Origin of the sequence: Streptomyces sp. 184, from assembly GCF_045781775.1 — a bacterium.
Taxonomy (GTDB): Bacteria; Actinomycetota; Actinomycetes; order Streptomycetales; family Streptomycetaceae; genus Streptomyces.
This window is the reverse complement of record NZ_CP123230.1, coordinates 2,346,981-2,367,712: the sequence shown is the minus strand read 5'-3', so window position 1 is coordinate 2,367,712 and position 20,732 is coordinate 2,346,981. Positions and strand designations below refer to the sequence as shown.

The following is a 20,732-nucleotide window of genomic DNA, read 5'->3' as shown; positions in this document are numbered from 1 at the left end:
ACAGTCGACTCCACCGCGATGCGGGCAGGGGCTCATGCCGCCGGCCGGTCAGGAGGAGCGCACCCATGAAGAAGCCATGCGGATGCACCACCGTCGACCCGGGCTTCCCGTCCCCGCCGTCGCTCGCCGCGGACCGGCGCGGCCCCGGCGGCGGCTGCTCGGCCCGCCCGCCTGAACCCCGCACCCCGCTCCCGGCCTTCCGGCGCACCACAGCGGCCAGTTGAGCCCGGTCGTCGCCCGCTTCCGCAGACGGGCGACCGCTTCGGGCGCCGTGGCCGAAGGGGACTTCCGCCGGTTCTGGTGGGCCGGCACGGCCGACGCCCTGGGCACCCAGACCTCCGGCCTGGCCCTTCCGCTGCTGCTGCTCGCCCTCGGCAGCTCACCGGCCGTCGTCGGCATGGTGGCCGGGGTGTCGGCCGGATGCGGCATCCTCATGGGCCCGTTCGCCGCCGTCCTCGCCGACCGCGGCGCCCGCAAGACGGTGATGGTGTCCGCGGCCCTGGTCGCCGCCGGCGCCGTCGCCTTCGTCGCCTTGGGCACCCTGCTCGGCGAACCGCCCCTGTGGCAGCTCGTCGCCGCGGTGGTCGTGGAGCGTACGGCGACGTCCTGCCAGGCCGCCGCCGCGGCCGGCACGGTCGCGGCCATCGTGCCCGCGGACCGCTACCCGTGGGCCGTTTCCCGTCTCCAGGCCGGTGAGCAGGCCGGACTCGTGGTGGGCCCGGTCCTCGGCGGCGCGCTCTTCCAACTCGGCCGCTGGCTGCCGTTCCTCGCCGACGCCCTGTCGTACCTGATCTCCGCGCTCTGCGTGGCGTCGATGCGTGCGGATCTCCGTACGCGCCGGGACGGCGAGGCGCAAACCGGTCGTCCGGCTGCCGCCGGCGGGCTGGCCGCGGCCGGCCGCGGCTTCCTCCGGGAACTCGGTGCCGGGGCGGCCTTCGTCCGCCGGGAGCCGTTCCTGCGCTTCGTGGTGCTCTGGTCGGCGATGATGAGCCTGCTCCTGGCCGCCCTCTCCTACGGCACGATCTTCACCCTGCAACACGCGGGGGCGGGCGGCGGGCCGGTGGGGGCCGTACTCGCGGTCGCCGGGGCCGCCGGGCTGGCCGGTGCTCTGCTCGCGCCCCGCCTGGCACAGGCGCTGCCCGGCGCCCGCCTGGTGGTCACGGTGTCCTGGCTGCTGGTGGCGCCCGCCGTCGGCCTCGCGCTGACCACCCGGGTCTGGGCCTGCGCCCTGCTGTTCGGCGTGATCTCCCTGCTGCTTCCTGCGGCGGCCGTGGTCCTCCAGTCCCGGGCCATCGAGGTGACGCCGCACGAACTCCAGTCCCGCACCGGCACGGTGCTGGCCACCGCCACCGGACTTGCCGCCGCGGTGGGGCCCGTCGCGGCGGGCGGGCTCGCCGGGGCCGCGGGCACCGGCGGCACCGCACTGTGGTGTGCCGCGGCATTCGCCGTGCTCGCCCTGTGGTCCACGAGACGCGCACCCGGGGTGCTGGGGAAGGAGACGGCGTGACGACCAGCGCAACGGGGGCACCGGGGCAGGGCGGGACGCGTGCCGCCGCCACCGGATCCGGCTCGGCGGGGACGGAGCGCGGATACCACGTCTCCCGCCCCGTCATCCCGGAGGTCTGCCCCGCCGACCCGTACCGGATGGTGCTGACCGCCGACGCCGGCGGCCGCTGCGAGGTGTTCGCCCACGACGCGGCGACCGGGCGCACGCGCCAGGTGACCGACCGGGCGCACGGAACGCTGTACGGCACCGTGGACCGGGACGGGGCGGTGTGGTGGTTCGACGAGGACCTCGACGGCCGCGGTGTGTGGCGGGTGCAGGACTTCGACGGCGGTCCGGACCGGCCCGGGCTGCCCCCGGCCCCGGCGGGCACCCCGAGAGGGCTGGCGATGAACGCCGCCGGGCAGGTCGCCGTCGGCGTCGGCGGCCCGGACGGGCTGGCCGTCTGGTACGGGCGGCGCGGCGGCCCCGCACGCCCGGTCCACCGGGCGCCGGGCCCGTGGCGGCTGGCCGGGCTGTCACCCGACGGCGGTCTGCTCGCGGTCGGCGGACCGCCCTACGCCGACCGCGCGGTGGCGGTGCTGACCCCGGACGGCCGCACGGTCGCGGAGTTCGGCGGGGGTGATCTGCCGGAGGCCGGTGCCGCCGCCGGGCTCTGGGCACGGGGCTTCGCCCCCGCCGGCGCCTCCTCCGGCGCCTCCTCCGGGGCCTCCTCCGGCGCCGCAGAACTGCTCCTGGTCACCGCGTACGACGACCGCTACCGGCTCGCCACCTGGGACGCCCGGCACGGGCTTCGCGAGCACGGCTGGTGCACCTTCGACACCGAGATCGACGCCGTCTGGTACCCCGACGACCGCCGGGTGCTCGTCCGCCAGGACAGGCACGGACGGAGCCTGCTGCACACGGCCGACCTGGACCGGCACACGGTGACCACCCTCACCACACCGCCCGGCAGCATTCCCGACGCCGCCCCCCGCCCCGGCGGGGAGGTCCACTACGTGTGGACCGACAGCGCCAGCCCGCCGCGGCTGCGCACCACGGCGACGGACCGTCCGGCCCGTGCGCGGCTGCCGGTGCTCGCGCCCCTGCCCGAGGGCGTGCCGGGTGTCCACAGCGAACTGTGGACACCGGGACCCGACGGCCCCGTACACACCCTGCTCAGCCTGCCGGAGCGCACCGGCGGGCGCCCCGCCCCGCTGGTGTTCCTGCTGCACGGCGGCCCCGCCGACCACGACCGGGACGCCTACGACGGCATCGTGCACTCCCTGGTGGCCTCGGGCCTCGGCACCGCGCGGGTGAACTACCGCGGCTCCACCGGCTACGGACCCCGCTGGCGCGCCGCCTTCACCGAAGGCGTCGGCCTCACCCAGGTCGACGACCTGGTGGCGGTACGGGCCGACCTGCTGCAACGGGGCCTGGCACGCCCGGACGCCGTCGGGCTGTGGGGAACGTCGTGGGGCGGCGCCCTGGCGCTGCTGGCCCTCGGGGTGCGGCCGGACCAGTGGCAGGCCGGGGTCGCCGTCAAGCCGATCGCCGACTTCGCCGCCGCGCACCGCACCGGCCTGCCGGCTCTGCGCGCCCTGGACGAGCGGCTCTTCGGCGGCACCCCGGCGGACGTACCGGAGCGCTACGCGCGAAGCTCACCGGTGACGTACGCCGCCGATGTCACCGCCCCCGTGCTGGTCGTCGCCGCCGAGCGGGACACCAAGTGCCCGCCCCAGCAGATCGCCGACTACCTGGCGGCGCTGCGGGCGGCGGACGTACCGCACGAGTCCCTGTGGCTGGAGTCCGGCCACGACGGCTACCGGGGCTCGGACCATGTGGCCACCCTGCGCCGCGCCCTGGAGTTCCTGCACGGCCATCTGACCGCGGGCACGCGCCGCGCGGCACCCACAGTCCCCCGCTCCGACCGGGGCGGGGCTCGTCAGGCCGGCGGCGCCCGCGCCTCCGGGCCAGTTCACCGACACCTCGAAGGGAGGCATGACCATGCAGAAGGACGTCATCCACAACAACCCGCTTGAGGACGAAGAGGGGAACCGCAGCCCCGCCGTCACCATCACCATCACGGTCCCGATCCGCAACGCGGAGGACCACGACGAGATCTGAGCCACGGTCCCGGCCCGGTGTCTGAGCCACCGGGCCGGGGCGGGCCCGGCGCCCGCGAAAGCGCCGGGCCCGCCCACCGTAGCCCCACCGCACACCCGCGGACCGGCAACCGGCCGGCCCGCTCCCCCCGTCCGCCCGGCCCCGCCTGTCAGCGACCGTCCTGAGGAGTCCGCCCATGCGCGTGCTGCTGGTCAACATGCCCTGGTCCCCCATCGACGTGCCCTCGCTCGCGCTGGGCATCCTCAAGCGCAGCGCCACCGAGAACCGGCCGGGTACGACCGCGGAGGTCTACCACGCCAACCTCGAATACACCGACTGGATCACCGAGCGCACCGAGTTCGACAAGAGCGACTACGAGTTCTACTCCCTCTCGTCCTACTTCCTCGGCTGCGGGGACTGGATCTTCTCCTCCGCGCTCTACGACGACCCCGGCTGGCGCGCCGAGGAGTTCAACGCGGCACTCGGCGGCAAACTCTCCGAGAGCCGGATGGAGAGGTGCCACGAACTGCACGCCCTCGCGCCGGAGTTCGTGGAGCGGACCGCCCGCGAGATCGTGGCACGGGAGCCCGACGTGGTCGGGTTCTGCTCGACGTTCCAGCAGAACACCGCCGCCCTGGCGGCGGCGAAACACGTCAAACGGCTCGCACCGCACATCACGACCGTGATGGGCGGCGCCAACTGCGATGCGGAGCAGGGACACGCGGCGCACCGCAACTTCCCGTTCGTGGACTACGTCGTACGGGGCGAGGGCGAGGCCGCGTTCCCCAGGCTGCTCGGCGTCCTGGAAGGCTCCGGCAGCCCCCGTGCGATACCCGGCCTGTGCTGGCGGGACGCCGAGGGCGCCTCGGTGGCCAACCCGATGGCCACGTCCCCGATTCCCCCCGCCGCCATCACCTCCCCCGACTACTCGGGCTACTTCGAGCGGCTCGCCGCCTCCGCGGCACGGCACTGGGTGGAGCCCAAGCTCGTCGTGGAGGGCGCCCGGGGCTGCTGGTGGGGCGAGAAGCACCACTGCACCTTCTGCGGACTCAACGGCACCTTCATGGAGTTCCGCAGCAAGGCCCCGGAACGGTTCTACGACGAGATCATGGAACTCGCGCGGACCCACCGGGTGCTCGACATGTACGTCGTCGACAACATCCTGGACATGGGATACGTGCGGACGGTGCTGCCGCGCATCGTCGACAGCGACTACGACCTGCGTCTGCACATCGAGATCAAGGCGAACATGCGCCGCTCCCAGCTCCAGACCCTCGCCGACGCGGGAATGATCTACGTCCAGCCCGGCATCGAGAGCCTCAACAGCCGGGTGCTCGACCTGATGGACAAGGGGGTGAGCGGCTGTCAGAACGTACGGATGCTGCGCGACGGCTCCGAGGCGGGCCTCGCCGTCTCCTGGAACTACCTGCACGGCTTCCCGGGCGAAAGCGACGAGGACTACGACCCGGTGATCGCGCAGCTCCCGGCGCTGGAACACCTCAGGCCGCCCGTCGACCTCTCCGCCCGCATCGCCATCGAGCGCTTCAGCCCGTACTTCAACCGCCCCGAACTCGGCTTCGAGGCGCTGCGCCCGGACATCCAGTACCGCTTCACCTACGACCTGCCGGAATCCGAACTCTACGACCTCGCGTACGTGTTCGAAGCGCCCGACCGCGGGATCGGGAAGCAGACGGCCAAGCGGCTCAACGAGGGCATCAAAGCCTGGCACGAGTCGTTCGCCGCCAGCCGGCTCACCCACACCGACCTCGGCGACCGGATCGTCCTCGTCAGCCGCCGGCGGGCGTTCGACTGGCGCACCCGGGAGCTGACACGCCCCGTGGAGCTGGCCGCCTTCCGGCTGCTGGACCAGCCGCACCATCCCGCGGCCCTGGCCCGGAAGATCACCGAACGGCTCGCCGCGGACTCCGGTGGCGGCGCGGACGGCACGGACGGCGCGGACGGCACGGGCGCCCCCGTGGACGAGACGGCGGTCCGGGAGCTGCTGGCGCGGTGGCTGGAGTGGGGCGTGGTGTTCACGGACGCCGGCCAGTACGTGCACGTCGCACCGGCCGCCGTCAACGAGGACCTCCTGCGCCTGGAGTTCATGCGCCGCGCAACGGCCGCCGCGGAAGAGGCCCCCGCCGCCGAGTCCCCGGCCCCGCCGCCGGTCGCCGTCCCATGAGACGGCCCCACCGCCGCCCCGTACCCCCGGTCCGTCCACCCGCCCCAGCCCTGCATCCGCCCGTCCCGGCACCGAGGAGCACGATGGACACCGTCACCGCCTGGCGCGACTTCGAACCCGAGGCCGCCGGCCTGCCCGGCATGTCGCTGGGTGAGCTGGAGGCGTCCGGCCCGCCCACCCGGACCGCCGCCCGCCTCTGGCAGAGCGGCGCCCGGCGGGTCCGCCTGCCCGGCTCCACCGACCTGCGGCCGGCCGCGAACGAGGACCCCGGCACCGCCGCCCGCACGGTGCGCACGCTGTGCCTGGTGCGGGAGCTGACGGCGCACGCCGTCTACGTCGAATGGGAACTGCGCACCGCACCGGAAGCCGACGCCTGGCGCCCGCTCAACCACCTCCAGCCGCCCCAGTTCCTCTCCGGACCGCCCGACCCGGAGTCCGCGCTGCGGACGTGGCGCAAGGAGCACTACCTGTGCAAGTGCCTCTGGCGGCAAGGGCCGGGCTTCATCCAGATCCGCGACCGGCGCTGGGGCGAACTCCTCCGCTTCACCGTGGACGAGCCCGACTACCAGGAGGCCATCAGGCTGCTCGCCCAGGGAGCACCGGCCTCGGCGGTGCCCGCGGCCATCCTCGACACCTTCCGGTCCGAGCGGCTCGTCGGCGACGTCGGCCCGATGGTGTGGTGGTTTCCGTACCGGGTGCGGCGCTGGATACAGGAGGCGATGGCGATCTGACACGGCCGGGCAGGACGGCTCGACCGGCTACGGCACGACCGGCACGGGAACCCCGCGACACGGGGCGCGAGGGTTCCGGCCGGTCAGGCGACGGTTCCGTTGCTACTTCAGGCCCTGACTTCGGCTCTCGGACTCCGTGAAGTAGGCGGCACTGGGCGGGTCGGCCGGGTAGTAGGACTCGATCGCGATCTCGTCCAGGGTGATGTCCAGCGGGGTGCCGAACGTGGTGATGGTCGAGAACATCCGCAGCTCCCGGCCGTTGAGGCGGACAAGCATGGGAATGACGATCTCGGAGTCGAGCGGGAGACTCCCGCCGTCGTCATCCGACCCCAGGAGTTCCTCGTAGAGCGCCGTGAGACCGGCATCGGGAGCCGCGGCAAGCTGACGTGCGATCCGGGTACGGAGGCCCGTACGCACGTCCGCCATGTTGACGATGAGCGGAGCCAGGCCGCGCGGGTCCAGCGCCAGCCGCACCAGGTTGACCGGCGGCCGCAGCAGATCGGGAGCAACCTCCGCCAGGAAGGGGTCGACGGCGCGATTGGTCATCACGAGGTTCCATCGACGGTCGAAGGCCACCGCCGGGTACGGCTCGTGCGCACGGATGACCCGCGCGACCGCGTCCCGGGCCGCCGACAGCGCGTCGTCGTCGAGCGAGCGCTCGGCGTACCGCGGCGCGAAGCCCGCGGCGACGAGAAGCCGGTTGCGATCACGCAGCGGCACGTCGAGTTGCTTCGCCAGGCGCAGAACCATGTCGGCGCTCGGGTTCGACTTGCCGGTCTCGACCAGGCTGACGTGACGAGCCGAGACGTCGGCGGCGATGGCAAGGTCGAGCTGGCTCAGCCGTCTGCGCTGCCGCCAGCCCCGCAACTGCTCCCCTACGGTGCTCACGGTCGTCGAGGCTACGTCCGTGTCCAGCCCTGGGCGACGAAACCGGAGTTCATCGCGCAGCCACGGAGTCCTGGCCGGCGCCGAGCCGGCAGACGGGCTCACCTGATCGGGTCGGACTCCCCCGCCCCACTGCCATCTGCGACCGGTCCGGTACACGCTGTGACACAGCGGCGCTACGGTACCGGTCAGCGAGCGAGAGTCCGTGGGCCGGCAGGGAGATCCATGCACATCAAGATCACGGCACAGGGCGGGCCGGAGGGCGAGGAGGAGCTGCGCTCCTTACGCCGGCATCTGGAGGACGACCCGGCCATCCCGCTGAGCCCGACCATGGGACCCGCCCTGGAGGCCATCGAGTTCGTCACCGCAAGCTCCTTCGACCTCGCCAACCTGGTCCTGGCTCTGTCCGCCTGGCGGGCATCGCGCCCGGTGCGTTCGACCCTGGAGGTGCGGCAGGACGAGCACACCGTACGTCTCTCCCCGCAGGCCCTCGCCAACCCCCAGACGACCGACGCGGCCCTGCGCCCCCGGCTGCCGCTGCCCCACCTCTCGTACGCCGTGCTGATCGGTGTCGCCGACCACGCCCCCGGGAGCGGCCTGCGCCCGCTGCCGGCCGTGGACCGCGGCTGCCTGGAGCTGCGGGACGTACTGAGCGACTCCCGGATCTGGGGCCTGCCGACCAACCGGTGCCAGATCATCCGCCCGCAGGACCGCGAGCAACTCCTGGAGCCGGTGGCCCACGCCGCGCGGCAGGCGTCGGACTGCCTGGTCGTCTACTGGGCAGGCCACGGCCTGACGCACGACGGCGCACTGCATCTGGCCCTGCCCGGCAGCCGCGAGGCCGACATCCCGGGCACCGCGGTTCCGTTCACCGACCTCCTCCGGCAACTCGGCGCCGCCCCCGACCCGCCGTCCCGGACGATCGTCATCCTGGACTGCTGCCAGGGCAGTGTCGCCTTCGATGCCGTACGAAGGGAGGTCGAAGCCGCCGAGCTGCGCGACATCTACGTACTGGCGGCCTCGCCCCCCAGCGGAGACGCGGTCGGCACCACCGGCACCGGTCTCACCGCCTTCACCCGGGCCCTGGTCGAAACGGTCCGGGCCGGTGTCGGCGACCGCCGGGACTTCCTGACGCCGAACGACATCACCGCGGAGCTGCGCCGGATCGTCCCCGGGCAGGGCGGCCCCGTACCGCACACCCTGGACCCGCACACGGTCGGCAGCCGGCCCTTCGTCCGGAACCCCGGTGCCAGGCCGGGCACCGCGCACCTCCCCTGGCCGCGCCGGTACTCCAAGGCCCTGACGGCTACGGCCGTCGTCCTCGCCGTGGTCACCGGCGTGGGGGTCTGGAAGGGCTCCTCCGGCACCGGCACCACCGGCCCCTGCTCGGAACAGGTCGGTCTGCTGGGCTACTCCGACGTCCTGGACACCATCGCGGACCCCACGCCGGTGCAGGGGCTTTCGGCCCTCGCCGTCACCGGGGACCGCAGCATCCTGGCCCTGGGGGACAACCGCCCACCCCGCCTCCACTCCCTCACCCTCGACGCCGCGCGCATCGTCCCCGCGGTCGGAAACGCCACGATCCTGCACCCGCGGGACGACAAGCTCTCCGCCGCCGACATCGACGGCGAGGGAATGGCGGTGGACGGGAAGAACGTCCTGATCAGCTCGGAGACAGGGCCGTCGATCCGGTCGTACCGACTCGGCGACGGGATGCAGAACGGAGAGATCGAACTGCCGGAGGACCTCGGCGATTCCAGCCCCGCACGGCGACTGGAATCCCTGAGCCTGAGCGAGGACCGCACCGAGTTGTACGCGGGTATGGAAGGCCCCCTGCACATCGACGGCGAGTCGGCGGGGCGCAGCCAGGTACGGATCCTGCGCTACACCCGTTCTCCGGGCGGAGAGTTCGGCAAGCAGCAGCCCCAGCAGTACGCGTACAAGACCGAACACGGTCTCTTCCTCACCGAGCTGATCGCCCTCGGCGGCAACCGGCTGCTCGCCCTGGAGCGCGGCTACATGCCGGAGGGCAATTCGGTGCACCTCTTCCTGCTGTCGCTGGCGGGGAAGCCGGACATCGGCGGGACGAAGTCGATCTCGGACATCACCGAGGACTCCTGGGCGCAGAAGAAGCTGCTGGCCAATCTCGTGGACTGCCCCACCGCCGGAGCACCTCGCAAGCAGCCCCAGCTCAATCCCCTGCTGGACAACATCGAGGGCATGGCCCTGGGCGAGCACCTGCCGGACGGCCGCCGCGCCCTCTACCTGGTCAGCGACAACAACGCCAACACGGAGAACCAGACGACCAGGTTCTACAAGATGAGCGTGGACCTGTCCTGACGTCCCGAGACTCCCGGGAGGAACCGATGAACAGATGGTGGGGTGCCGGGCTCCCGGCGCTGCTGCTGGCGGTCTCACCGGCCGCCCTGGCGAATCCTCCGGAGCCGGGCGCGGATCCGCCCGGCCGCCCGGCCGCCTGCTCGCCGCACACGTCGCTGACCGGCTTCTCCGACGCCCTGGACAAGACCGCCTTCGCCGGAACCCGGGTCGCCGGCCTCTCCGCGCTGAGCGCCCGGCCGGGCTCGCCGGTCCTGGCGCTGGCCGACAACACCGACGCCGACGAGGCCAGGCTCTACGGGCTCGCCGTGCGCGGCGCCCCGGGGCACGTCGAGGCCGCGGTACGCGACGTCACCGTCCTGCGCCGCCCGGACGGCACTCCGTACACCGGTGCCGACTTCGACGGCGAGGCCCTGGTCACCGAACCCGCAGGCACCGTACTCGCCTCCTCGGAACGCGAGCCCTCCATCCGCCGGTTCCGCCTGCCCGACGGCCGGCAGACGGCCGAACTGCCGGTGCCCCGGCGCTTCCGGGTCGCCCCGGCCGGGCAGGCCGCGGCCAACCAGACCTTCGAGTCCCTGGCCACCGCGCCGGACGGCCGCACCCTCTACGCCGGCCTGGAAGGCCCGCTCGATGCCGACGGCCGCGACGCGGAAGACCGCGGCCTGCTGCGCATCCTGCGCTACGGCTGGACGCCGAACGGCGGCTTCGCCCCCGACGCGCAGCACGCCTACCGGGCCGATCCTGGTCTCGGCCTGGCGGAGCTGACCGCGCTGGACCGCAACCACCTGCTGGCCCTGGAACGCGGCTACACGGCAGGAGTCGGCAACACCGTCCGCGTCTACCGGGTTTCGCTCCACAGGGCGCCGGACGTCACCGGCCTGCCCTCGCTCGCCGAGGCCGGCACCGAGGACTTCCTCACCAAGCGGCTCCTGGTGGACCTGGCCGACTGCCCGCCGTCCGGGGCCACATCGCCGCAGCCGCAGCCCAACCCGCTGCTGGACAACGTGGAGGGCATGACCCTGGCCGGCCCCCGCACCCTCCTGCTGGTATCGGACGACAACGCCTCGACCCGGCAGGTCACCCGCGTCTACGCCCTCCGCCTGAGCTGATCACGGCCGCCCTCGGCAGGCTTCCCGAGTCCTCGGCGCGGGGTGTGCTGTGCCGGCCACGCACTCGGCGGGCGCCGGGCCGGACGGCACCCCCGCGGAGGCTTGACGGGTATCCGATGAGCGAGCACACTCCTCCCCGCCGCGTGTTTACGTAAACATCCGATGGCGCCCACACCGAACCCGCTCTGCGCCGACGCCAATCGTCCGCAACCCGCAAGAGAGGTACCCCCATGCCGCTCGACCGCCGCACGTTCCTGCTCTCCTCCGGCGCCGCGCTCGCCGGCGGCGCCGGCCTGGCCGCCGCCCGTCCCGCCGTGGCACAACCCGCCGCCCCGCTCGCGTGGGAGACCGTGATCGGCACCGGCACCTTCGCCGACTACGGCGCGCTGGAGTCCGCCTGGAACTACCGCTACCCGTGGGGCTCCGACCACAACGGCACCGCCCGGATGTACGCCGACGCCACCGACCACAACCACGTCTACCTGGAGTCCGGCGTACTCGTACTCAAGGCGTCGCGCATCGGCTGGAACGAGGGCAACAGCAGCAAGGACCCCTACCTGCCGATCCGCTACCACTCCGGAGCGATCCACTCGAAGATGCGGCTGACGGTGACCGACCAGTACCCGCAGTGGGAGGTCAAGGGCGAGTTCCAGGCGCCGTCCGCGGGCGGCACCTGGCCCGCCTTCTGGCTGACCGGCGCCAACAGTTGGCCGCCGGAGAGCGACATCCTGGAGTACAAGGGCGACGCCCGCAACTGGTTCAACACCTACGACGGCGGCTGGGAGAACACCATCGTCCCGGTCTCCAACCCCGGGGCCTGGCACGGGTACCGGGCCTGGATCGCCAAGGTGAACGCCACCGACGTCGACATCCACTACTACCTCGACGGCACCTGGGTCGGTCAGCACCGCGGCTCGAACTTCGCCGGGGCCCCGATGCACCTCATCCTGAACCTGCAAATGGAAGGCTCGTCCGGGTCGTCGGGACCGTCCGGGGACACGTACTACCGCGCCCGCAACGTCTACGTGGGCCGCGCCAACAACGGCTGAGTGCGGAGCGGGAGCCGGTGCCGGGGCACCGGCTCCCGCACAGACCAAGCTCCGGTTCCCCCTGCGACAGTCCGGGCCGGGCGGCGGGCTGTCTCCGGGGGCTCGGGCTTGCCCCCGACGCTCAGCCCTCTCCCCGACCTGATCCTCGTGGCGTCCGCGGGCGTGGCCCGGTCGCGAAAGTCGGACCAATCCGGTGGGTTCGCGGCTCCGAATCTGCATGGAGCGGCCGTTTTCTTGCATGACCGGTACCGAATCGGTCGTCAGCGGTCACTGCACACCACAGGACGGGTGATCGACCGTGATATCCAGGCGCACCGCACGACTGGCCGCGCTCGCCGGGCTGCCGGCGGCGCTGGTGCTGGGCGGCCCGGCCGCCGTCGCATCGGCCGCGGACGACGACAAGGCGCATCAGATCGACCTCACGCCGCAGAACGGCTCGGGAGCCCAGGGGGCCGCGTTCCTCAGCCTGGAGGGCACCGAGCTGACCGTGAACGTAGACGCGAAGGGGCTGGTCCCCAACTCCCCGCACGCCCAGCACATCCACGGCTCCACCGAGGGCATGGACTTCCACTGCCCCACCCAGGACGCGGACAAGGACGGTGACGGCATCGTCTCCACCGCCGAGGGCCTGCCTTCCTACGGCGACATCATGATCTCGCTGACCACCGAGGGCGACACCTCCATGGACAGCGGCCTGGCCGTCGAGCGGATGCCCAAGGCCGACGCCGACGGGAACCTGACGTACGAGCGCACCCTCACCGTCTCGCAGAAGGTCGCCGACCACGTCCAGGACCTGCACCTGGTGCAGCACGGCATCGACGTCAACGGAAACGGCAAGTACGACGCCGGGGCCGGCAAGAGCGAACTCGACCCCAAGCTGCCGCAGGAGGCCACCGCCCCCGCGAACTGCGGCATGGTCAAGGGCGCAGCGATCGGCTCCATGCCCGTCGGCGGTGTGGAGACCGGCGGCGGCCAGGACACCACCGCCGCCTCACCCGCGCTGATCGCCGCCGGTGGCGCCGGGCTCGCCGGCGCGGCCGGGGTACTGCTGCTGGCGCGCCGTCACCGCGGCGCCGGACAGTGACGCGATGCGCGTGACCACACGCACCCGCGTCATGATCGCGGCTGCGACGGCGCTGGCCGTCGCAGCCGCGGTGCTGCTCGCCGCCGGCCTGCTCCAGGAGGATCCGGCGCCACCGCGCCCGCCGTCCGCCGGCCCGGCGCCCGCGTTCTCGTCGCACCCGCCCGGCCACCGCGACCCGGACGACGGCGACGCCTCCGGTGCCTCCCGCGCCCGGCCGCTGCCCGCCTCCGCCCCCGCACGGCTGTCGATCCCGTCGCTGGGGGTGACCTCCGCGCTGGAACGGCTCGGCCGCGACGAGGACGGCGCCATGCAGACCCCGGCGGATCACCGGCAGGCCGGCTGGTACACCCCCGGCCCCACCCCGGGCGAACTCGGCCCCGCCGTCATCGCCGGTCACGTCACCTGGAACGGCGCGAAGTCCGTCTTCTACCGCCTCGGCGACCTGCGCCCGGGCGGCCTCGTCACCGTCGAGCGCGCCGACGGCCGCACCGCCCGCTTCGAGGTACAGCGCACCGAACGCTATCCGAAGGCGGACTTCCCCACCGTCGAGGTCTACCGCAACCTGGACCACGCCGGACTGCGCCTGATCACCTGCGGCGGCGAGTTCGACGAGGCGAACCACTACTACGCCGACAACATCGTCGTCTACGCCACCCTCACCGACCGGCAGAACGGAGGATGACGCGGCCGGCGGGGCGGACAGCCGCCCAGCCGATGCCCGCGCCGGAGGGCTTGGGCATGTCTGCGGTGATCTCGGGCATACGACGCATGAAGATCGCTGTCCCTGGGGAACGGGAGCGTGAATCGAATGATCAAGGGAATGCGCAGGCCCGACGTGACACAGACGATGGACCGCAGGCCAGTGCTGGTCCAGCACTTCGACGGCGAGTACGACTGTGTCAGCCGGGCCCGGGACACCGCCGCCGTCTTCCTGGAGGACTTGGAGGGCATCCGGCCGCCTTCAGCACCGGAGAGACCGTACGACGTGCTCCTGGTGGTCAGCGAGCTGGCGGCCAACACCTTCTGCTACGCACCCGGTCCTTTCACGCTCACCATGCGGGACACGGGAGAGGAGATTCACGTAGCGCTGCGTGATTCCAGCATCGACCTCCCCCGGCCGCGGCGCGTGAACCTGTCCGCCGGTTCCGGAATCGGGTGGTATCTGATCAACACCCTGGCGCTGGAAGCCTTCTCCGTGCGTGAGCCCGACGGGAAATCCGTGCACGTCTTCCTTCCCTGGTAGGCAGGCCACGCGGTCAGGCACGTGTGAGCGGGAGTCGTTCCGATGCGCTGACGGATGCCATGTGACGGCATTCGACACGTACCGCGACGAGACCGGCGGCGCCTCAAGACGCCGCGCCGCCAGCGGTAGTGCGGTCGCAACGGCTCCCGCTTCCAGCGACACCGGCCTTGACCCGCCCACCGGGCACCGCTCACCGGGACACCGCCCCTCCCGGGTGTCCTGCCACTCCAGGACGCGCGATCGGCTGCTCGCACGCCCGGTCGTGCGTCCGGCCGCGCGACCACGCTGACACTTCCGGCCCGCTGGACGGTCACCATCGGCGGCGGACACCTCATCCCCCGCTCGCATCATTGACGTGAGCACGGCACAAGAGGAGCATGGGAGTGAACTGGGAGCGCTCCCATGCCATGCCGGGATCCCGCCGACCACGGAATCAGAAGGGCCGCCGCATGCCGACTTCCGCATCTGCCCGTCCCGCCCGCAGCGCCGGACGCAGGGGCCCTCGCCGATGGGGTCGCGGGCGACCCGGGCTCGTCGTCGGGCTGACAGCAGGGGTGGTGTTCGGCGGCGGGCTGCTCGCCCCGCCCGCGGCAGACGCCGGCGAGGCGCCGGAGGCGGGGTTCAACTACGCCGAGGCGCTACAGAAGTCGATGTTCTTCTACGAGGCGCAGCGCTCCGGCGACCTCCCGGCCGGCAACCGCGTCGGCTGGCGCGGCGACTCCGCGCTCGACGACGGCTCCGACGTCGGCGTCGACCTCACCGGCGGCTGGTACGACGCGGGCGACCACGTGAAGTTCGGCTTCCCGATGGCGTTCACGACCACCCTGCTCGCCTGGGGCGGGCTGGCTGCGGAGGACGGCTACCGGCAGTCGGGCCAGCTCGCGTACCTCAAGGACAACCTGCGCTGGGCCAACGACTACTTCATCCGCGCGCACCCCGAGCCCGACGTCCTCTACGCCCAGGTCGGCGACGGCGACGCCGACCACCGGTGGTGGGGGCCCGCCGAGGTCATGCCGATGGAGCGGCCGTCCTACCGGGTGCACCCCGGCTGCCCGGGATCGGACGTCGCCGGCGAGACCGCCGCCGCCATGGCGTCGTCCTCGCTGCTCTTCGCCGACGACGACCCGTCGTACGCCGCGACCCTCGTCCGTCACGCCGAGGAGCTGTACGACTTCGCCGACACCCACCGGGGCGTCTACTCGGACTGCGTGCCCGCCGGCAACTTCTACCGCTCCTGGTCCGGCTACCAGGACGAGCTCGTCTGGGGCGCGTACTGGCTCTACAAGGCGACCGGCGACGCCTCCTACCTCGCCAAGGCCGAGACCGAGTACGACCGCCTCGGCACCGAGCCGCAGAGCGACACCCGCAGCTACCGCTGGACCATGGCGTGGGACAACAAGGCGTACGGTGCCTACGCGCTGCTGGCCATGGAGACCGGCGACGACCGGTACGTCCAGGACGCCAACCGCTGGCTCGACTACTGGACCACCGGCGTGGGCGGCCAGCGCGTGCCGTACTCGCCCGGCGGCCAGGCCGTCCTCGACACTTGGGGCTCGCTGCGCTACGCCGCCAACACCGCCTTCGTCGCCCTGGTCTACTCCGACTGGCTCGCCGGCACCGACCCGGACCGGGCGACGCGCTACCGCACGTTCGGCGAGCGCCAGATCGACTACATGCTCGGCGACAACCCGCGCGACTCCAGCTACGTCGTCGGCTTCGGCGCCAACCCGCCGCGCAACCCGCACCACCGCACCGCCCACGGCTCCTGGACCGACCAGCTCACCGCGCCCGAGACCAACCGCCACGTGCTCTACGGCGCCCTGGTCGGCGGCCCCTCCGGCCCCGACGACAGGTACACCGACAACCGCCAGGACTACGTCGCCAACGAGGTCGCCACCGACTACAACGCCGGCCTGTCCGGCGCACTCGCCGCCCTCGTCGAACGGCACGGCGGCACCCCGCTGCCCGACTTCCCGCAACCCGAGGAGCCCGACGGCCCGGAGATGTACGTCGAGGCGTCCCTGAACGCCGCCGGAGCGGGATTCACCGAGGTCAAGGCCACCGTCCGCAACCGCAGCGGCTTCCCCGCACGAACGCTGGACCAGGGCGCCTTCCGCTACTGGTTCACCCTCGACGAGGGCGTGGACCCGGCGGACCTCACCCTGTTCTCCGGCTACAGCGAGTGCCCCTCGCCGCTGCGCGGGCCCTTCCAGGCGGAGGGCGACCTGTACTACGTGGAGTTGGACTGCACCGGAAAGGCGATCTTCCCCGGCGGCCAGTCCCAGCACCGCGCCGAGGTGCAGTTCCGCATCACCGGGGGCGCCGGCTGGGACCCCACCGACGACTGGTCGTACCAGGGACTGACCAACCAGCCGGCCGTCGCCGAGAACATCCCGCTGTACGACTCGGGCGAGCGGGTCTGGGGCGAGGAGCCGGGTCCGACGCCCGGAGGCTAGACCGTACGTGCTGGCCGGAACGGCAACGGCGGTGGGATCACCGCCCCGCGAACACCCGGTGACCATGGCCCGGCCACCGGGTACCCGCAGGAACACCACACCATCGCTATCCCGGCGCCGAACTCGAACCGCCGCTGACCTACGTCGACAGCTTCGGCACTGACGACGAAGCGGCGGGCCTTGGCAGACTGGAAGACCGCATCGGCGACAGCGACGATGCGCTCTTCGGCGCGGCCCGGGCCCAGATGCTCGCCTTTCTGGCGCTGCGCTCGGCTCCCGCCGCCCAGTTGCGTACCGTGCCCGTTCCGGCCGACCGCTCTTCCCGCCACCGACGCTCCGGCCTGACCACACCCCTGGAAGACGACGGTTCCACTCTCGCCATGCGTGCCGACGCCCGCGGAGCAGTTCAGGACGCCGACCGGTACACCCTGCGTGCCGGAATCCGTTCCCTGGGCCTCGACGACTTCCGGACCTGCCGCGTCCCCGGAACGGAGATCCACCTCGGCATGCCGCGGAAGCTGTTCGCCGCCTGCGAGCGCCTCCACGAGGAAGACCTCGCCATCGCCCGGCGCACCCCGGGACTGCGCGCCGAGGACCAGCCGGCCGCCGACCTGGAACTCAGCGACGAGGCCCAGAAAGAACAGCGCCTCACCCAGCGGCGGATCTTCCGCGAACAGCAGGAGGAAGCCCGCCCACGGCTGCGTCTCCAGCTCCGGGACGCCTACGAGGGAGGCGCGGCGAGCGACTGGAGCAACCTGCTGCGCCGCGACCAGGAGCCGGAACTCGACCTGGAGAGCGGCGAGGGCCTCCTCGAATCGGCAACGCCGGAAACCTACCTGGCCGTCAGCCGCTACGACCTTCCCCCCCGCACGCGCCTAAGCGTGGTCCCGTAAATGATCTACGGCGTGCTGAATGAGCTGCGGGGCTCTTGCTCACCCGGCGAGGGTGAGGTTGTGCAGGCGGGTGATGCCGAGCACGGCGTGGTGGACGCCGTCGCCTTGAGGCGGCAATCACGGAGGATCTTCCTGGTCTTCACCCTGGCGAAGGAGCCTTCACGCGCGCGCGGACTGTGCGGTGGGAGGTATCGTGTTCCTCTTTCCAGTCCGGGAGTTCGACTTGCCGGGCTGGCGGCGGCGCGGGATGACCAGGCGGTGCCCCTGTAGCCGAGGTCCGCTGCGGGACAGCCGTAGGGCGTGTGCCGGAAGTCGATCTTCGCTGTGAGCGGAGTCCGTTGCGGGGGTGGCGCCCGGCAGTCGCCTTCCCAACACTGGTGGCGTACAGGTGACGGGGGGGGGCAGTTATGGCGACGCGCGCGGAACCGGCGCAGGCACCGCTACCGGAGCGGCGGCCGGAGTTGGATGCGATCCGGATGCTGGTCGTGATCGGGCTGGTCTTCTTCCACTCGGCGCTCGTATTCGCCGCCGACGACGACTTCTACGTCAAGAACGCCGAGACCAGCGAAGCCGTCATGATCATCGCCGGGTTCGGGGTCGTCTGGGCTATGCCGCTGCTGTTCCTCATCTCCGGTCTCGGTGCCTGGCACTCGCTTCAGCGCCGCGGCGCGGGCGGCTTCGCCGGCGAGCGGCTGCTGCGGCTCGGCGTTCCGCTGGTCTTCGCGACCCTCGCGCTGAACCCGCTGCCGCAGTGGCTGCGGCTGCGCTCGGCCGATGCCGCCTACCACGAGTCGTACCTCCGCTTCCTGCCCCGCTTCTACGACGTGCACCTGGAGCCCGAAGAGTTCCCCTTCCTCGTCCAGGGCGAGCACTTCGAGACCGGCCATCTCTGGTTCGTCGTGCTCCTCCTGGCGTTTTCCCTCATGCTGGTGCCGTTCCACCGGTGGCTGCCGCGCGAGCGCGTCCGCCGCATCCGCGACCGGGTGGCGGAGGCGACCCTGCACCGGCGGGGCGTCGTGTTCCTGCCGGCCCTCGCGTTCGCGGTGATCTGTGCCTTCGCACGGCTGGAGGAGGACTACGCGGGCTGGCACCGCTGGTCGTACCTGCTGTTCTTCGTTGCCGGTTTCGCGCTCGCCACCGACGACCGCTTCCGCACCGTGATGCGGCGCGACGCCGGGACCGCAGCCTGGCTCGGCGCCCTGCTCTTCGCGGCGGCCGGCCCCGGCTTTGCCCTGGCCGACGAGCCCTTCACGGAGATGACCGTCCTGGCCACCGCCTCACGGGCGCTGTTCGGTGCGGCCGGATGGTGCCTGGTGGTCGCCATCCCAGGCCTCCTCGACCGTCGGCGGCCAGAGCAACCGCGGGCGGCGCCGAAACCGACCCCGACGACGCGTCGTCGCCTCTATGGCTATCTCGCCGCGGCCGTGCTTCCGCTGTACGTCCTGCACCAGCCGATCGTGGTCGCCGTCGCGTACTTCGTGACCGGCTGGTCCGCGCCGATCCCGGTCGAGTACGCCGTGCTCGTGGTGATCGCCCTCATCCTCACCCTCACCGCGTACGAGCTGCTGGTCCGCCGCACGCGGGCGACCCGCTTCCTGTTCGGGATGCGACCCTAGGGGCGTCTCGAATGGGCTGGTCAGCCACTCGTTGAGAGCCGCTACGAGGACGGTCGCCTCGCAGCGGACCGCGAGCTTTTGGTACCTCGCGGCCACCGTGATTGATACCTCACTCGACCAGGTGCCGGGCCTTGTCGTCTCCGGGTCGAACTTCGGCGGACGGCCGCCTCGGGAGCCGCCTTCCCTCCGGATGCGGCCTGGTCGGCCTTGTCCGGGAGGGTGCAGACGTTGCCGTGCAGCCCCTTTCACGGCGGACGCCGATCGCGACATCAGCCCGCGCGATCAAGAAAATTAGAGTGACGGGCGGGCGAGGCAACGCCGAGGGCGGCCGGCCCGGGACAACCCTTGGAGGGAACTGGCCTGGGCGCCAACACGCCCGCGAGGCAGGTCGCCAAGCTACTCCATCTGGGTATCGCATCCGTCGGCCGCCGGAAAGCATGCCGCGTTCTGCGGCGGCGAGGGCGTGGGTGGGCGCCGGCCGCGCCTGGACCGTGGGAGACGGGGCGGCCCCTGCGGGCAGGGCGAGCAACTCAGCGGCGCGTTATGGCGGTACGGAGGCCGAGGCGGAGGGCAGGCGCGATGGCAAGGCCCGGCGCTCCTTGGCGAGGATGGAGAGGTCCCAGACGGCGAGCGGATCGAAGCGGGCGGAGGAATCGGCCCGACTGCCGTGTCCGCCGGATGCCGGAACGCCTCGTGTGAGCGGAGGAGCGACGGGGCACCCCATGTGCATGCGTGTCGCGATTACCGGGGCGAGCCGGACCGTCGGTTCCGTCGTCGTGCAAGGTCTGCGTGTCGAGGACGCCTACGGCCTCGGATGCCTGGCCCGGCGGCGGCCCGAGGGCCCCGACAGCCGTGGCGTCGAATGGCGCTCGGTGGACTTCGGCGCCGCGGCTTGCCACGACACGCTCGTCGGGGCGTCCACCGGCGCGGGCGCGGTCGTTCACTCGGCACAGGGCTTTCATCTGTCCCACGACCCCGCCTGCCTCACCGGACTCGGAATCGGCGGCATCCGCCGGGTGCTCAGGGCCGTCGCCGTGACCGGCGTTCCCCACCTGGTCCACAGGTCCTCGGTCGGCGCCGGCTCTCCGCAGAAGGCCAACCGTGGGGTCGAGGAGTCCTGGCCCACCAGGGGCATGCCCGGCTCCTGGCACAGCCGGCACAAGCCGGCAGCCGAACGCCTCCTCGACCAGCACGCGGCCTCCGGCACCGGCGCGCTCGTCACCCGATCGTGGCCGGGGATCGCCGGGCAGGGTGGCGCCGGCCCGCTCGCCGCTCCGGTATGCCGTGCCCGCCCTCGTACTCGGCAGGGCGCTCGGCCTGCTGCCGGCCCTGCCGAGGGACCGAGGGCTGACTACCGCAACGGTTCACCCGGACGACGACGCCGAGGCGATCGCCGTGGCGCTCCGGCGGCGCGTGGCGGCTCCCTTCCATCTCACCGCCGATACGCCCGCGAGCGCGGCGGTCATCGCGGACGCGCTCGGTGCTGGGCCGGTGCCCGGGCCCTCTGCGGCGGTCCGCGCCGTCATGCCCGCTGCCTGGCATGGGCGCCTGCAAC

15 protein-coding genes and 1 pseudogene are annotated in these 20,732 nt (G+C 72.5%); 14 read left to right on the top strand and 2 right to left on the bottom strand.

Translation table 11 applies throughout. The features are described from left to right. The first annotated feature begins 220 nt into the window (after nucleotides 1-220). The 5 genes from QBL21_RS10090 to QBL21_RS10070 all read left to right on the top strand — a co-directional run bounded on the left by QBL21_RS10090 (nucleotide 221) and on the right by QBL21_RS10070 (nucleotide 6,502). Entirely contained in the window at nucleotides 221-1,507 is a 1,287-nt protein-coding gene (locus tag QBL21_RS10090) for an MFS transporter (RefSeq protein ID WP_407561741.1), read from the top strand. Between the two features lie 137 nt (nucleotides 1,508-1,644). Further along, nucleotides 1,645-3,525 (top strand): alpha/beta hydrolase family protein, encoded by a 1,881-nt coding sequence (locus QBL21_RS10085; protein WP_407566366.1) that lies wholly within the window; start codon nucleotides 1,645-1,647, stop codon nucleotides 3,523-3,525. Then, nucleotides 3,485-3,610: a hypothetical protein gene (locus QBL21_RS10080; RefSeq protein ID WP_407561740.1), complete on the top strand. Its 126-nt coding sequence runs from the start codon at nucleotides 3,485-3,487 to the stop codon at nucleotides 3,608-3,610. Before QBL21_RS10085 ends, QBL21_RS10080 begins: the two co-directional genes overlap by 41 nt. Nucleotides 3,611-3,785: 175 nt before the next feature. Beyond that, nucleotides 3,786-5,771 carry a RiPP maturation radical SAM C-methyltransferase gene (locus QBL21_RS10075; RefSeq protein ID WP_407561739.1) on the top strand — a complete coding sequence of 662 codons (1,986 nt, stop codon included), beginning with the start codon at nucleotides 3,786-3,788 and terminating at the stop codon, nucleotides 5,769-5,771. Between the two features lie 83 nt (nucleotides 5,772-5,854). Continuing rightward, on the top strand, nucleotides 5,855-6,502 hold the full coding sequence (locus tag QBL21_RS10070) for a DUF5825 family protein (RefSeq protein ID WP_407561738.1): 648 nt from the start codon (nucleotides 5,855-5,857) through the stop codon (nucleotides 6,500-6,502). A gap of 102 nt (nucleotides 6,503-6,604) precedes the next feature. Here QBL21_RS10070 and QBL21_RS10065 read toward each other — a convergent pair whose 3' ends face one another. Further along, nucleotides 6,605-7,390, bottom strand: a complete 786-nt coding sequence (locus QBL21_RS10065) for a helix-turn-helix domain-containing protein (RefSeq protein ID WP_407561737.1) — start codon at nucleotides 7,388-7,390, stop codon at nucleotides 6,605-6,607. Nucleotides 7,391-7,612: 222 nt separating this feature from the next. Between QBL21_RS10065 and QBL21_RS10060 the strand changes: the two genes are divergently transcribed. The 8 genes from QBL21_RS10060 (at nucleotide 7,613) to QBL21_RS10025 (ending at nucleotide 17,561) form a co-directional block, all read left to right on the top strand. Next, nucleotides 7,613-9,727 carry an effector-associated constant component EACC1 gene (locus QBL21_RS10060; RefSeq protein ID WP_407561736.1) on the top strand — a complete coding sequence of 705 codons (2,115 nt, stop codon included), beginning with the start codon at nucleotides 7,613-7,615 and terminating at the stop codon, nucleotides 9,725-9,727. Between the two features lie 26 nt (nucleotides 9,728-9,753). Beyond that, nucleotides 9,754-10,836 carry an esterase-like activity of phytase family protein gene (locus QBL21_RS10055; protein WP_407561735.1) on the top strand — a complete coding sequence of 361 codons (1,083 nt, stop codon included), beginning with the start codon at nucleotides 9,754-9,756 and terminating at the stop codon, nucleotides 10,834-10,836. Nucleotides 10,837-11,066: 230 nt separating this feature from the next. Then, nucleotides 11,067-11,885: a glycoside hydrolase gene (locus QBL21_RS10050; RefSeq protein ID WP_407561734.1), complete on the top strand. Its 819-nt coding sequence runs from the start codon at nucleotides 11,067-11,069 to the stop codon at nucleotides 11,883-11,885. Nucleotides 11,886-12,183: 298 nt separating this feature from the next. Beyond that, nucleotides 12,184-12,969 (top strand): hypothetical protein, encoded by a 786-nt coding sequence (locus tag QBL21_RS10045; protein ID WP_407561733.1) that lies wholly within the window; start codon nucleotides 12,184-12,186, stop codon nucleotides 12,967-12,969. 4 nt (nucleotides 12,970-12,973) lie between these two features. Further along, entirely contained in the window at nucleotides 12,974-13,651 is a 678-nt protein-coding gene (locus QBL21_RS10040) for a class F sortase (RefSeq protein WP_407561732.1), read from the top strand. A gap of 138 nt (nucleotides 13,652-13,789) precedes the next feature. Continuing rightward, nucleotides 13,790-14,212: an ATP-binding protein gene (locus tag QBL21_RS10035; protein WP_407561731.1), complete on the top strand. Its 423-nt coding sequence runs from the start codon at nucleotides 13,790-13,792 to the stop codon at nucleotides 14,210-14,212. A gap of 557 nt (nucleotides 14,213-14,769) precedes the next feature. Beyond that, nucleotides 14,770-16,668: a glycoside hydrolase family 9 protein gene (locus tag QBL21_RS10030; RefSeq protein ID WP_407561730.1), complete on the top strand. Its 1,899-nt coding sequence runs from the start codon at nucleotides 14,770-14,772 to the stop codon at nucleotides 16,666-16,668. A 380-nt stretch (nucleotides 16,669-17,048) separates the two neighbouring features. Then, nucleotides 17,049-17,561 (top strand): hypothetical protein, encoded by a 513-nt coding sequence (locus QBL21_RS10025; RefSeq protein ID WP_407561729.1) that lies wholly within the window; start codon nucleotides 17,049-17,051, stop codon nucleotides 17,559-17,561. Nucleotides 17,562-17,600: 39 nt separating this feature from the next. Here the strand turns inward: QBL21_RS10025 and QBL21_RS10020 are convergent. Further along, a pseudogene (locus QBL21_RS10020) lies at nucleotides 17,601-17,842 on the bottom strand (IS5/IS1182 family transposase); the annotation flags it as partial. A 126-nt stretch (nucleotides 17,843-17,968) separates the two neighbouring features. Here QBL21_RS10020 and QBL21_RS10015 point away from each other — a divergent pair. After that, a complete protein-coding gene (locus QBL21_RS10015; RefSeq protein ID WP_407561728.1) occupies nucleotides 17,969-19,177 on the top strand; it encodes an acyltransferase family protein in 1,209 nt (402 codons plus the stop codon). The last annotated feature ends 1,555 nt before the right edge of the window (nucleotides 19,178-20,732 follow it).

What these genes read in the sequence shown, in the direction of transcription:
- QBL21_RS10085 (WP_407566366.1), top strand. Translation starts at nt 1,645, where the DNA reads ATGGTGCTGACCGCCGACGCCGGCGGCCGCTGCGAGGTGTTCGCCCAC.
- QBL21_RS10080 (WP_407561740.1), top strand. Translation starts at nt 3,485, where the DNA reads ATGACCATGCAGAAGGACGTCATCCACAACAACCCGCTTGAGGACGAA.
- QBL21_RS10075 (WP_407561739.1), top strand. Translation starts at nt 3,786, where the DNA reads ATGCGCGTGCTGCTGGTCAACATGCCCTGGTCCCCCATCGACGTGCCC.
- QBL21_RS10070 (WP_407561738.1), top strand. Translation starts at nt 5,855, where the DNA reads ATGGACACCGTCACCGCCTGGCGCGACTTCGAACCCGAGGCCGCCGGC.
- QBL21_RS10060 (WP_407561736.1), top strand. Translation starts at nt 7,613, where the DNA reads ATGCACATCAAGATCACGGCACAGGGCGGGCCGGAGGGCGAGGAGGAG.
- QBL21_RS10055 (WP_407561735.1), top strand. Translation starts at nt 9,754, where the DNA reads ATGAACAGATGGTGGGGTGCCGGGCTCCCGGCGCTGCTGCTGGCGGTC.
- QBL21_RS10050 (WP_407561734.1), top strand. Translation starts at nt 11,067, where the DNA reads ATGCCGCTCGACCGCCGCACGTTCCTGCTCTCCTCCGGCGCCGCGCTC.
- QBL21_RS10040 (WP_407561732.1), top strand. Translation starts at nt 12,974, where the DNA reads ATGCGCGTGACCACACGCACCCGCGTCATGATCGCGGCTGCGACGGCG.
- QBL21_RS10035 (WP_407561731.1), top strand. Translation starts at nt 13,790, where the DNA reads ATGCGCAGGCCCGACGTGACACAGACGATGGACCGCAGGCCAGTGCTG.
- QBL21_RS10025 (WP_407561729.1), top strand. Translation starts at nt 17,049, where the DNA reads ATGCGTGCCGACGCCCGCGGAGCAGTTCAGGACGCCGACCGGTACACC.
- QBL21_RS10015 (WP_407561728.1), top strand. Translation starts at nt 17,969, where the DNA reads ATGGCGACGCGCGCGGAACCGGCGCAGGCACCGCTACCGGAGCGGCGG.